This is a genomic window from Nocardia sp. NPDC058480, assembly GCF_042720495.1.
Taxonomy (GTDB): Bacteria; Actinomycetota; Actinomycetes; order Mycobacteriales; family Mycobacteriaceae; genus Nocardia.
On the sequence record NZ_JBHXMN010000003.1, the window covers coordinates 266,863 to 280,064 of the forward strand.

Below are 13,202 nucleotides of genomic sequence, written 5' to 3' on the forward strand. Positions count from 1 at the left end.
TTTGCCCCAGTATTGCCCTACCCACCGACAAGTCGCACATGAAATTTCGACGGGGCCCGGCGTCAGATGTACACAATTGTTCGACATGCCGAGACGCGGCGACACGCGGCGAATCGGACTGATTTTCTCTCTCGAGACACGAACAAGAGCACCTTTTCGTTGTGCCGCCGCCACCCGCGAGACGAGAACAGGTTCACCCTATTTCTCGCGTAAAGCATTGCGTACCAGCCGATTCCGGTCTCCGTAAGACACTTGGAAGGTACCCGGCGCACGGACACGGCGATCATCACACCCCAGCCCACCGCCGACACCCGCGCCGACACCCGAAAAATCTCGCGAACTCGCCCGGTGCGCGTACACGAATTCCGCGCGTATCGCGTAGGATCATTCAGGTCGGCCCCTCCCCCCCGGGCCGACCCTACGCGGGCCTCGGCTAACTCCCCCCCTTCGCCGAGGCCCGCTCCCCATTTTCCGGCAAGGTCGCAGCTCGGCAGATCAGCCGATGCGCACCGGTACGCCGAGCGTCACAGTCCGGCCACGTTCCGGCGATCACCCGGCAACCAGGGTTATCGTCGCCCCATGATGCCTGGTCGCGGTGCGATCGCCGGGGTCGTCTTATCGCTGACGCTCCTGGTTGGTTGCACCGGATCCACCGACGACGAGCACCCCACCGCGACGCCGACCGCCGAACTCCCCCCGAATCAAGTCGCCGGTGTCGCGCTGCCCGCCGACGCGGTCGACAAAGCCATCGGACGGCTCGACGAACTGGCGGGCTCGCTGATGGACTCCAGTCGCATCCCCGGCATGGCTGTCGCCGTCGTCCACGGCGGAAAGACCGTGTACGCGAAGGGGTTCGGTGTTCGTGCGGCCGGTGCGCCGGACAAGGTCGACGCCGATACCGTCTTCCAACTGGCCTCGGTGTCGAAGTCGCTGGCCGCGACCGTCGTGGCCAACCAGGTCGGCGCGGACACGGTCGAGTGGACGACCCCCGTCGTCACCCACCTCCCGTCGTTCGCGCTGGCCGATCCCGCCACCACGGCCCAGCTCACCGTCGGCGACCTGCTCGCGCATCGCAGCGGCCTGCCCGACCACGCGGGCGACCGGCTCGAAGACCTCGGCTACGACCAGGCCGCGATCCTCGACAAGCTGCGCCTCGAACCCCTCGACCCGTTCCGGATCACCTACCACTACACCAACTTCGGATTCACGGCCGCAGCCGAATCCGTGGCCGCGGCGGCCGGGAAGGACTGGGCCCAGCTGTCGGCCGATGCCCTCTACACGCCCCTCGGCATGCGCGACACCAGCTCGCGCTTCGACGACTTCCACGCCCGCCCGAATCGTGCGGTCGGGCACGTGAACATCGATGGCGACTGGGTCGCCCGCTACGTGCGCGACCCAGACCCCCAGTCCCCCGCCGGCGGCGCGAGCTCGTCGGTGAACGACATGGCCCGCTGGCTGACGATGCTGCTCGGCGACGGCACAGCGGGCGCGACGACCATCGCCCCGCCCGAAGCGCTGCTACCCGCCGTCACGCCACAGATCGTCTCGGCACCGCCATCGACGCCCGCCGCGCGGGCGGGCAGCTACGGGTACGGCTTCAATGTGTCGATCTCCTCGGCCGGTCGCACCGCCAACAGCCATTCCGGCGCCTTCACCCTCGGCGCCGCGACCAACTTCCTGGTGATCCCGTCCGCCGACGTGGCCATCGTCGCGCTGACGAACGCGGCGCCGCTCGGCATCCCGGAGACCCTCACCGCCGAGTTCGGCGATCTGGTGCAGTTCGGCGAACTGCGCGAGGACTGGCGCGGGCTGTACCGCGAGGCGTTCACCGGCGTCAACGAGCCCGAAGGCGACCTTTCCGGCCGGCCGGCCCCGGCGAATCCGGCTCCCGCGCAAGCACTACCGACCTACGCGGGTACCTATGACAGCGACTACTGGGGCCCCGCGACGATCTCGGCGACCGAATCGGGCCTGATCCTCACCATCGGCCCCGCACGGCGGGAGTACCCACTGCGGCACTGGGAAGGTGACACCTTCGCCTTCGATCCGAGCGGTGAGAACGCCCCGCCCGGCAGCGTCTCCTCGGCGCGGTTCGCCGACGGCACGCTGACCATCGACTACTTCGACGAGAACGGCCTGGGCACCTTCACCAGAAGTAATTGATCAGGCGAACGCGCGCCACGCGGTCGCCAGCCGCGCCGCCCTGACCTTGCCTGCCACCCCGAGCAGCGGCACGTCACGCTCCCAGCGCTTCCTGACCTCCGGGTCAACCGGCGCCCACAGCGGCTCCAGTTCCGCGCGCAGACCGGTGAGCCGATCGAAGAGGCCGCCGAGCGCGATGTGCACACCCGGAGAGCTCGGGTCCTCGGCACCGACCCCACGTACCGCCGCAAACAGCGCCAGCAGCTGTTCTACGGGCTCCGCGGGCCACTGGGCTAGCCGGGCAACCCGGACGAGTTGACCGAGCACAGCGGCCACCACGTGCAGGTCCTCAACCGTCCGGAACGGCTTCAGATAGTCCGTGTAGCCGTCACCGGGCAGCAGTTCGCCCGGCGCGGCGTCGAAGGTGACTCCCGCGTGCGGGATCTCGGGTGCGAAGGGCAGCGCGGGCAGCGGCGTGATCGCGGCGGACACACCGGCGGGCACCAGCACGGCGCGCAGGATCGGCCTGCCATCAGGCTGGGTACCGGATCGGGCGATCACCAGGAATCGATCGGCGAAGGTCCCGAGCGTGGCGAAGGATTTCGTCCCGCTGACGACACCGTCGGCACTCACCGTCGTGGTCATCGTCGACGGCCGCGCACCAGCGGCTTCGGTGGCACACATCGAGGAGAGCGCGGCGGGATCGAGCGAGGGCACCAGCGCGTGCAGCGCTTCCTGATATCCACCGAGAAACGCGAGACCTGTGCCCGCACTGTCGAATCCGGCGATCGCCGCCCGGTCGATGGAACTCGCGAAATCGTGGGACCGTGCACGGTGGCGTGCCCACACCGCGGCGAAATCAGCCGAAACAGAGTCGGCGGGTGTGGTGGTGAGGAGAAAATCGAATACCGAGGAATTCACAGATGTGGAGCCTAGGGGAATCGAACCCCTAACCCCTGCCTTGCAAAGGCAGTGCTCTGCCAATTGAGCTAAGGCCCCTTACTGGTCGCTGACCAGTTGGCAACCCGAAATCAGCGAGTGGTGACGTCGCGCCAGAGGTCTGCGTCGTCGCGCTTGCGGAATTTGCTGACACCGATGAGAACGGCGATCACAACACCGACCATGAGGACAATCTTCATGATTCCCACCCTACTGTGCTGTTCGGGAGTGGGCCTAGGAGGACTTGAACCTCCGACCTCTTCGTTATCAGCGAAGCGCTCTAACCGCCTGAGCTATAGGCCCGAACTCATTTCGATCCCCGCCTGAGCAGTGAACCGCAACGAGAAACGAGGTTACCTTACCTGGCTACCGATAACCAAAACGGCCGGTCAGACCCAGTTTTCTGAGCTGACCGGCCGTCGGAGAAAACCTACTTCTAGTCGGGATCGGCCAGGGTTATCTGGATGCCACCGACCAGATCGCAGCACTGGTTGTAGATGAACACGCCGACCGTGGCCAGCGCGGTGAACAGCACCACGTTGATCAGGCCGATCACACCCGCGTAGCCGAACACCGTGCCCGCGTCGATCAGGCTCGACGAGCTGCCCTCCTGGTTCAGCATCTCGCCCAGCGAGTTGTCCAGGTTGTCCCAGACGCCCATGCCGGCCAGCACGATGTAGAGCAGGCCGACGGCCACCATCCACACGAAGAACAGCGCGACGCTGATCACCAGCGTGATCTTCAGGGTCGACCACGGGTCGATCCGGCGGATCTGCACCGTCGCGCGAAGTGGCTCACCCGACGCGGCGGCCGCGATGGCCACCGGAGCCGCGGGCGAGACCGTGCCCGCCGCGGCGGCCCGTGCACTCGGCCCCATGCTGTGCTGTTGGTACTGGGGCTGCGGCGCCATCGGTAGACCGGGGGGCACCACCGGCGCCTCGGGTGCCGGGTGGCGCACGTCGGATAGGTCGGGCATGTCCTTGACCAGTTCCGGACGCGCGATGCTGCGGGTCGGCCCGTCGATACCGACGGACTTCACCATCGCCGCTTCCTTGCGGGCCGCCTTGGCCGCCAGGTCCGCCGTGGTGCGGGCGTTGGACGCACCACTGCCCTTGAGCCCGCCCGAGGCCGCCCCCGATGAGGGCCGCCCCTGGCTCGGCGATTCGCCGGGCCGGTACAGGTTCGACTGCGGTTCGCGCTGCGGCAGCTGAGCCCACCCGTCCTGGTAGGGCGACGATTTGCTGCCCTTACCGTCGAGCGAATCGGTCCCGGCCGCACCGGATTCCGGCGCCGCGCCCTCGGCCGGATCGCCCTGGCGTGGGATCGGCCGCGGCGGGATCGGAGACGTGGCGATCCGCTCGGTGACGCCGTTGGTCTGGTTCCGATCGTCGTTCGACTGATTCGGTGTGGTCAATGGAATCCTCAGATCCGTTCGTTGCCGCCGCTATTTGGTGTGTTACTCCGAAGCCGCGTCGCCGAGGAGCTGATCGGGATCGGGCTCGTCGGCGTTGCGCGCGATCGCTAGCAAGGTATCGCCATCCGCGAGGTTCATCAATCGGACGCCCTTGGTCTGGCGTCCGGCCTTACGAACCTGCTTGGCTGCGGTGCGGATGACGCCACCACTGGAAGTGATCGCGTACAACTCGTCCTCGTCGTCGACGATGAGCGCACCCACCAGGCTGCCACGCTTCGGATCGTATTGGATTGTCAATACGCCTTTTCCGCCACGGCCCTGTGCGGTGTACTCCTCGATCGCGGTCCGCTTCGCATACCCGCCGGCCGTCGCGACCAGCAGATATGTCTCCAACCGGACCACATTGAGCGAGAGCAGCTCGTCGTCGGTGTTGAAGCGCATGCCCTGCACGCCGGAGGTGGCGCGACCCATCGGACGCAGCGCCTCATCGGTCGCGGCGAAGCGGATCGACTGACCGTGCGCCGAGACCAGGAGCAGGTCATCCTCGGACGAACACAGCACCGCACCGACCAATTCGTCGTCGTCGCGCAGGTTCACCGCGACGATGCCGCCGGAGCGGTTGGAGTCGAAATCGGTGAGTTTGGACTTCTTCACCAGGCCCGCGCGTGTCGCGAGCACCAGGTACGGGGCGTCCTCGTAGGTCTTGAGCTGGATGATCTGGGCGATCTTCTCATCCGGCTGGAACGCGAGCAGGTTGGCCACATGCTGACCACGCGCGGTCCGGTTGGCCTCGGGCAGCTCGTAGGCCTTGGCCCGGTAGACGCGGCCCTTGTTGGTGAAGAACAGCAGCCAGTCGTGCGTGGACGACACGAAGAAGTGCTTGACGATGTCGTCCTGCTTGAGGCCGGCGCCCATCACGCCCTTGCCGCCGCGCTTCTGCGAGCGGTAGAGGTCGGTCTTGGTGCGCTTGGCGTAGCCGGTCTCGGTGATCGTCACGACCACGTCCTCGCGGGCGATCAGATCCTCGTCGTTGACGTCACCGTCGGCGGCGATGATCCTGGTCCGGCGGTCATCGCCGTACTTCTCGACGATCTCGGCCAGCTCGTCACGCACGATCGCGCGCTGACGTTCCGGCTTTTCCAGAATGTCCTTGTAGTCGGCGATCTCGAGCTCGATCTTGGTCAGATCGTCGATGATCTTCTGCCGCTCCAGCGCCGAGAGGCGGCGCAGCTGCATGTCCAGGATCGCGGTCGACTGGATCTCGTCGATGTCGAGCAACTGCATCAGCCCGGTGCGCGCGGTGTCGGTGTTGGCCGAGCGGCGGATCAACGCGATGACCTCGTCGAGCACGTCGAGCGCTTTGACCAGGCCGCGCAGGATGTGAGCCCGTTCCTCGGCCTTGCGCAGCAGGTAACGGGTGCGCCGGACGATGACTTCCAACTGGTGGTTGGTGTAGTACCGGATCATCTGGTCCAGGCGCAGCGTGCGCGGCACACCATCGACGATCGAGAGCATGTTCGCGCCGAAGCTGGTCTGCAGCTGGGTGTGCTTGTAGAGGTTGTTCAGCACCACCTTCGCCACGGCGTCACGCTTGACCGTGACCACGATGCGCATGCCGACACGGTCGGAGGACTCGTCGTGGATATCGGAGATACCCGCGATCTTCGCGTCCTTCACCTGCTCGGCGATGGAGTTGACGAAGTTGTCGGTGTTGACCTGGTACGGCAGTTCGGTGATGACGATCGTGGTGCGACCACGCGCGTCTTCCTCGATCTCCACCACACCGCGCATACGGATGGAACCGCGACCGGTGGTGTAGGCGTCGTGGATACCCTGGCCGCCGACGATCAAGCCATGCGTCGGGAAGTCGGGGCCCTTGACCCGTTCCATGCAGGCGGCGAGGGTGGATTCCTCGTCGGCCTCGTAGTTCTCCAGCGCCCAGTAGATGGCCTCGGCCAGCTCATTGAGGTTGTGCGGCGGGATGTTGGTCGCCATGCCGACCGCGATGCCGTTGGAGCCGTTCATCAGCAGCGCGGGCACGCGCGCGGGCAGCACGGTCGGCTCCTGCGAGCGACCGTCGTAGTTCGGGACGAAATCGACCGTCTCCTGGTCGATATCGCGCAGCATCTCCATCGCGAGCGGCGTCAGGCGGCACTCGGTGTACCGCATGGCGGCCGCGCCGTCGTTGCCGCGGGAACCGAAGTTGCCCTGGCCGTCGACCAGTGGGTAGCGCAGCGACCACGGCTGGGCCATGCGCACGAGGGTGTCGTAGATCGACGAGTCGCCGTGCGGGTGGTAGTTACCCATGGTCTCGGCGACCGGGCGAGCGGACTTAACATAGCCGCGATCGGGACGGTAGCCGTTGTCGTACATCGCGTAGAGCACGCGACGGTGCACCGGCTTGAGGCCGTCGCGCACATCGGGCAGCGCGCGGCCAACGATCACGCTCATCGCGTAATCGATGTAGCTGTTCTGCATTTCGGTCTGGATGTCGACCGGTTCGATCCGGTCGCCCGCACCGCCGGTCGGCGGCAGCGTGGTCTCAGTCATCAAATCTCCTTCGAGGGGCTGACATGCGAACGGGCGCGCCCCAGGGCGCAGCGCCGCTTACACATCGAGGAAACGGACGTCCTTGGCATTGCGGGTGATGAAGCTGCGACGTGCCTCCACGTCCTCGCCCATCAGCACGGAGAACAGCTCGTCGGCCGCGGCCGCGTCGTCGAGCGTCACCTGACGAAGCACCCGAACCGCGGGGTCCATCGTGGTTTCCCACAGCTCCTTGGCGTTCATCTCGCCCAGACCCTTGTAGCGCTGGACGCCGTCTTCCTTGTTGATCTTCTTGCCCGCGGCGAGGCCGGCCTCGATCAGCGCGTCGCGCTCGCGGTCGGAGTAGGCGAACTCCGGCTCCGTACGCATCCACTTGAGCTTGTACAGCGGCGGCTGGGCCAAGAACACGTGACCGTGCTCGACCAGCGGACGCATGAAGCGGAACAGCAGCGTGAGCAGCAGCGTCGCGATGTGCTGACCGTCCACGTCGGCGTCGGCCATCAGGATGATCTTGTTGTAGCGCAGCTTGGCGATATCGAACTCGTCGTGGATACCGGTGCCGAACGCGGTGATGATCGACTGGACCTCGTTGTTCTTGAGGACACGGTCGATGCGGGCCTTCTCGACGTTGATGATCTTGCCGCGCAGCGGGAGGATCGCCTGGTACATCGAGTCGCGACCCGACTTCGCCGAGCCACCGGCGGAGTCGCCCTCGACGATGTAGATCTCGCACTTGCCCGGATCCTTCGACCGGCAGTCGGCCAGCTTGCCCGGCAGTCCGCCCAGGTCGGTCGCCGACTTGCGACGCACCAGCTCGCGCGCCTTACGGGCGGCCATCCGGGCCTGCGCCGAGGACACCGCCTTCTGCACGATGGTCTTCGCGTCGGCCGGGTTGGCCTCGAACCAGTGCTGCAGGTGCTCGTTGCAGGCACGCTGCACGAACGACTTGACCTCGGTGTTGCCCAGCTTGGTCTTGGTCTGGCCCTCGAACTGCGGCTCGCCGACCTTGACGCTCACGATGGCGGCCAGGCCCTCGCGAATGTCGTCACCGGTGAGGTTGCCGTCCTTCTCCTTGAGGAGCTTCTTCTCCTTGGCGTACTTGTTGACCACCGTGGTGAGCGCCGCGCGGAAGCCCTCTTCGTGGGTGCCGCCCTCGTGGGTGTTGATCGTGTTGGCGAAGGTGTGGACCGACTCGGAGTAGCCCGAGTTCCACTGCATCGCGACCTCGAGCTCGTGGCCGGTGCCCTTGACCGTGTAGCCGACGACCGAGTTGTGGATGGCCGACTTGGTGCGGTTGATGTGGCGGACGAAGTCCACCAGACCGCCCGGGTAGTGGTAGGTGCGGGTCTTCACCTTGTGTTCGACCGCTTCCGCGGCGACCACCTCGGCATCCTTGGGCGCCTCGGCGGTCTCACTCACCACTTCGTCGGTGACGTCGCCGACGGCGACCCGCTCGTCGGTGAGCTTGATGGTGAGGCCCTTGTTCAGGAAGGCCATCTCCTGCAGGCGCCGCGCCACGGTCTCGAAGTTGTAGGTGGTGGTCTCGAAGATGTCCGGATCAGCCCAGAACCGCACCGTGGTGCCGGTCGCCTTGGTCGCCTCGCCCTGCATGAGCTTGCCGGGCTTGGCGTCCTTGTAGGTCTGGTTCCAGTGGTAACCGTCGACGTCGATCTCGACCTCGACCTTGGTCGAGAGCGCGTTCACCACCGAGATACCGACACCGTGCAGACCACCCGACACCGCGTAGGAGTCGGAGTCGAACTTGCCACCCGCGTGCAGCTGGGTCATGACGACCTCGATCGTCGGCACGCCCTGGGCGTGCATCCCGACCGGGATGCCACGACCGTCGTCGATCACCTCGACGCCGCCGTCGGCGAGCAGGGTCACCTCGACCTTGCTGGCGTAACCGGCCATCGCCTCATCGACCGAGTTGTCCACAACCTCCCAGATGAGGTGATGCAGACCGCGTTCACCGGTGGACCCGATGTACATGCCAGGGCGCTTGCGCACCGCCTCGAGGCCTTCGAGGACCGTGATGGAAGAGGCACCGTAGCCTGAATTGTTGCCCGATGCGTTGGAGTCGTTGGCAGCCACTTCTCGGTAGCTCTCCTTACTTGCTGATCCCTGGCGCAGCGATCCGGGCAGCACGCGCACGGCTCCAGAGGAGCCATCAGAAATCACGGACTGCACAGCACGCGCCGAGGGTTCGCCGCTGGTTACGTCACCATCCTACTGGTAAGCCCAACTTACAGTGCACCTACGACACCCCTGAGGTCGCCGTGAATGCAAGAAATCGGCAAACCGCGAGGCGGTTCCGCCTCCCCGAGTATTTTGCCGGTCTTAGGCGCAAATAGAGTATGTCCTCGGACCAGCAGTCGGGATGCGTGAGATTTGTGAGGTTCGGCGGGAAGTTACCCATTCGAAAGTTATCCACAGGCCCTGTGCACATGTCCACAACTTCAGGTCTGAGAGCAGCGCGGGCGCAACGGATCTCGCCCTGGTCACCGCGCGGCTACCCGTAGGTATCGCGCGGGCCACGGCCCTTGATGTGGCGATCGCCCTTGCGCCAGCTCGGCGCGGCGGGGCCGGTGATGCGCAGCGAGGTGACCACGCCATGACCGACCGCGGCATTGATCTTGGCCAGGATCTGACTCTGCAACATACGCAGCTGGGTGGCCCACGCGGTGGACTCCGCGGCGATCTTGAGCACACCGCCTTCGAGGGTCACCGGGGTGGCGTGGGACGCGATGTCCTCACCGACCACGCGCGGCCAACTGCCGAACACCGTGCCCTCGGCTACCTTGCCTGACCAGCCACGATTCTTCGCGAGCGAGCCGCTGAGCGCGCCGAGGAGCTGGGGATCACGAGCATCGGGGCCCGAGCCGGACCAGCCGCTGCGGCGCCTGCCACCGGCCCGCAACTTGCGCACCGGCGATGCCCTGCCCTGCCCGACGGACTTGCCACTCGCCTTGGCCGCGGCACGCGCCTCCTCCAGCGCGCGGCGGGCCAGATCGATGCCGCGCAGCTCCGGTGCGGGTTCTTCCGGCACGGGTTTCCGCCTTCCGGTGTCGAGGGTGGCCGAGTGTGGATGGAGTCTACGCCGGGGCGCCGACCGGCTCGTCGAGCACCGATCCGGCATATGTCCAGCATGTTGCCGGTTTTCCACAGGGGCTGGGGATAACTATCGCGATCTGTGCATATCTTCGGCGTGTTCGACGACTTCGGGGACGATCTGTGAGATACGCCGGTCGGCCTCACCGGTCGTTTGCACACGCAACGGTTCGGCGGCCAGTTCCGACGGCACGTCCTCGGCCACCGCGGCCGTGATCAACACCTGCTCAGCATTCGCGGCCACCGCCGCGAGGGCGGCGCGGCGGCGGCGGTCGAGTTCGGCGAACACGTCGTCGAGCAGCAGCACCGGTTCGGAGCCCTCAGTGCGCAACAGCTCGAACGAGGCCAACCGCAGCGCCAGGGCGAACGACCAGGACTCACCGTGACTGGCGTATCCCTTCGCGGGCGCGCTGCCGAGCAGCAACTCCAGATCGTCGCGATGTGGACCGACCAGACAGACCCCGCGATCGAGTTCCCGGTTCCTCGCGGCGGCCAGCTCGCGCAGCATGATCTCGTGCAGCAGTTGTGCATCAGTTGCCTCGGGCACCCTGGCCGGATCGAGGAGTTCCGGTGGGAGATACCCGGAGCGGTAAGTGATTGCGGCAGGGCGTGATTCGGGGGCGATCGACCGATATCCCTGGGACAGATGGGGATACAGGTCGTGGACCAGGCGCAGCCGCTCGGCGAGCAGCACCGCCGCGTGGTCGGCGAGGTGCCCGTCCCACACGTCGAGGGTGCCCAGATCGGCACGCGAACGAGACTGGCGCCCAGCGGTTTTCAACAGGGCCGAGCGTTGCCGCAACACCTTGTCGTAGTCGGCGCGCACACCGGCCAGCCTGGGCAACCGGGCTGTGGACAACTCGTCGAGGAACCGGCGCCGCTCCCCCGGATCCCCACGCACCAGCGCCAGATCTTCCGGCGCGAACAGCACGGTGTGCAGAATCCCCAGGATTTCGCGTGAGCGGCGCACCGGCGAGCGATTGATCTGCGCGCGATTGGCACTGCCGGCCTTGAGTTCCACATCCACGCGCAGTTCCCGGCCGGTGTTCACCACGGTGGCCCCGATCCTGGCCTGGGTGGCGCCCATCCGGATCAACGGCGCGTCGGCGGAGACCCGGTGCGAGCCGAGCGTCGCCAGATAGCCGACTGCCTCGAGCAGATTGGTCTTGCCGTTGCCGTTCGCCCCCAGCAGCACCGTGCGCCCTGGGGATAACTCGAGGTCGGCGTGTTCCCACGAACGGAAATCACGGACCGACAGCTCACGGATGAACATGCAGGCCTAGCCGCCCCCGCTGCCGGCTCAGCCGGGCAGCCGGACCGGCATCAACAGGTAGATGTACTGGCTCTCCAGCGCCGCGAACGCGCCCGATTCGAGCACCTTGGGCTCCTCGTCGGAGGCAGGCAGCAGCACGGCGGGACGGCTGGGGGTGGTGAACCCGAAGGTGACCCGGTCGGTGTGCAGCGCGGCCAGGCCTTCGGTCAGGTAGCCGGGGTTGAACGCGATGGTGAGTGGTTCACCGCGGAAATCCGCTTCCAGCCATTCCTCGGCCCGGCCCGCGTCGTCCCCACCCGCTGACAGCAGCACGCCGTCGGTGGAGAACTCGAGCCGCACCTGGGCACCGCGCTCGGCGACCAGGGCGACACGCTTGATCGCCTCGGACAGCACGGCCACGGGCAAGGTGGCGATGGAGGTGTGCTCCTTGGGGAGCAACTGGCGGAACTTGGGGAATTCCGCGTCGAGCAGCCGGGTGGTGGTGCGCCTGCCGCCATTGACGATGCCGAGCAGGCCGTCGGCGCCGCCACCGCTGCCCAGCGACAGCTGCACGGGTGCCTCGGCGGCACCGAGGGTCTTCGCGGCCTCGGACAGCGTGCGCGCGGGGATGAGCACCGCGGTCTCGATATCGGAGCGGGTCGGCTGCCACTGCAGGTGGCGCACGGCGAGGCGGAAGCGGTCGGTGGCGGCGAGCACCACGTCGTTGCCCTCGATCTCGACCCGGATGCCGGTGAGCATCGGCAGGGTGTCGTCGCGGCCCGCGGCGACGGCGACCTGGCCGACGGCCTCGGCGAACACGTCGACGGTGAGTTCACCGGTCTGCTGCGGTACCTCGGGCAGCTGGGGATAGTCCTCGACCGGCATGGTCGGCAGGGAGAACTTCGCGCTGCCACAGGCGATGAGCACGCGGGTGCCGTCGACGGAGACATCGACCGGCTTGTTCGACAGCGACTTGGTGATGTCGGCGAGCAGGCGGCCCGAGACCAGCACCTGGCCGGGACCGGCGACCTCGGCCGCGACGCGCATCTGCGCGGAGACCTCGTAGTCGAACCCGGAGACCGTCAGGCCGTTCTCGTCGGCCACCAGCAGTACACCGCCCAGCACAGGCACCGGAGGCCGGGACGGGAGACTGCGCGCCACCCAGGCCACCGATTCGGCGAAGTCCTCTCGGGCGACCCGAAACTTCATGCTCGCAAGCTCCATCGCCCGATTTGTCCTCTCCGAGTTTCGAATCCGTGTGCGGGGGTGTGTCAGCGGAGTTGAACTGCTGTGTCGGCCGCGCCATGAGTCTCGCACAACCAACCGACAACCAAACGGTACCCGTGCGGTGCGCGAACTCCGCATCGACCCTCCCGGCCGATTCCGCCTCGTCGAACCACCCCGTTCCTCCTTGCCTGCCTGTGAGTGAACAACCGACGAAGCCGAGCCTCCCCAACCGAGTTTCCACACACCCTGTTTTAAAAGAGTTCTCTCTAGAAGGAGAACTGAAGTAGTAGTAGGCACTGTGGAATCTGTGGATTTCGCCCGAATCCGCAGGTCAGAGGGCTTGATGGCATGGGGATGGCCTTGGGGTGACTCGAGGATGAATCAGCGGTGGCTGTGGAGGAGTGAAGTTGTCCCCATTCCATCCTCGAGTTGTCCTCGAGTTGTTCCACCGGATTCACCCGGTTGTTCACACGTCGGGCCAGCCTGGTGGCAACGGTGTGGATTCCTCGAGGACTCCACAGGGACTCCTCGAGGAATCCACAGGCCGGATTCGGTGACGTCGCAGGTCAC

General features: G+C 66.4%; 8 protein-coding genes and 2 tRNA genes. 1 reads left to right on the top strand and 9 read right to left on the bottom strand.

All coding sequences use genetic code 11. From position 1 onward, the window contains the following. Nucleotides 1-579 precede the first annotated feature (579 nt). Nucleotides 580-2,163 (top strand): serine hydrolase, encoded by a 1,584-nt coding sequence (locus ACFWO8_RS10080; protein WP_378947189.1) that lies wholly within the window; start codon nt 580-582, stop codon nt 2,161-2,163. Here ACFWO8_RS10080 and ACFWO8_RS10085 read toward each other — a convergent pair whose 3' ends face one another. The 9 genes from ACFWO8_RS10085 to dnaN form a co-directional block, all read right to left on the bottom strand. Next, nucleotides 2,164-3,063, bottom strand: a complete 900-nt coding sequence (locus ACFWO8_RS10085) for an acyl-CoA dehydrogenase (protein WP_378947192.1) — start codon at nt 3,061-3,063, stop codon at nt 2,164-2,166. Between the two features lie 5 nt (nt 3,064-3,068). Beyond that, a tRNA-Ala gene (locus tag ACFWO8_RS10090) sits at nt 3,069-3,141 on the bottom strand. 169 nt (nt 3,142-3,310) lie between these two features. Then, nucleotides 3,311-3,384 (bottom strand) — tRNA-Ile (locus tag ACFWO8_RS10095). Between the two features lie 133 nt (nt 3,385-3,517). Continuing rightward, complete coding sequence (locus ACFWO8_RS10100; RefSeq protein ID WP_378947195.1) at nt 3,518-4,495, bottom strand: DUF3566 domain-containing protein; 978 nt, start codon at nt 4,493-4,495, stop codon at nt 3,518-3,520. Between the two features lie 42 nt (nt 4,496-4,537). After that, the gene (gene gyrA, locus ACFWO8_RS10105) at nt 4,538-7,045 is read right to left on the bottom strand and encodes a DNA gyrase subunit A (RefSeq protein WP_378947198.1); all 2,508 of its coding nucleotides are present in this window, start codon (nt 7,043-7,045) and stop codon (nt 4,538-4,540) included. A 57-nt stretch (nt 7,046-7,102) separates the two neighbouring features. Further along, the gene (gyrB, locus tag ACFWO8_RS10110) at nt 7,103-9,136 is read right to left on the bottom strand and encodes a DNA topoisomerase (ATP-hydrolyzing) subunit B (RefSeq protein WP_378947201.1); all 2,034 of its coding nucleotides are present in this window, start codon (nt 9,134-9,136) and stop codon (nt 7,103-7,105) included. Between the two features lie 418 nt (nt 9,137-9,554). After that, the gene (locus ACFWO8_RS10115) at nt 9,555-10,091 is read right to left on the bottom strand and encodes a DUF721 family protein (RefSeq protein ID WP_378947204.1); all 537 of its coding nucleotides are present in this window, start codon (nt 10,089-10,091) and stop codon (nt 9,555-9,557) included. A 132-nt stretch (nt 10,092-10,223) separates the two neighbouring features. Then, nucleotides 10,224-11,426: a DNA replication/repair protein RecF gene (gene recF / locus ACFWO8_RS10120; RefSeq protein WP_378947209.1), complete on the bottom strand. Its 1,203-nt coding sequence runs from the start codon at nt 11,424-11,426 to the stop codon at nt 10,224-10,226. 27 nt (nt 11,427-11,453) lie between these two features. Continuing rightward, nucleotides 11,454-12,629 carry a DNA polymerase III subunit beta gene (gene dnaN / locus ACFWO8_RS10125; protein ID WP_056822597.1) on the bottom strand — a complete coding sequence of 392 codons (1,176 nt, stop codon included), beginning with the start codon at nt 12,627-12,629 and terminating at the stop codon, nt 11,454-11,456. Between the last annotated feature and the right edge of the window lie 573 nt (nt 12,630-13,202).

What these genes read in the sequence shown, in the direction of transcription:
- dnaN (WP_056822597.1), bottom strand. Translation starts at nt 12,629, where the DNA reads ATGGAGCTTGCGAGCATGAAGTTTCGGGTCGCCCGAGAGGACTTCGCC.
- ACFWO8_RS10080 (WP_378947189.1), top strand. Translation starts at nt 580, where the DNA reads ATGATGCCTGGTCGCGGTGCGATCGCCGGGGTCGTCTTATCGCTGACG.
- recF (WP_378947209.1), bottom strand. Translation starts at nt 11,426, where the DNA reads ATGTTCATCCGTGAGCTGTCGGTCCGTGATTTCCGTTCGTGGGAACAC.
- gyrA (WP_378947198.1), bottom strand. Translation starts at nt 7,045, where the DNA reads ATGACTGAGACCACGCTGCCGCCGACCGGCGGTGCGGGCGACCGGATC.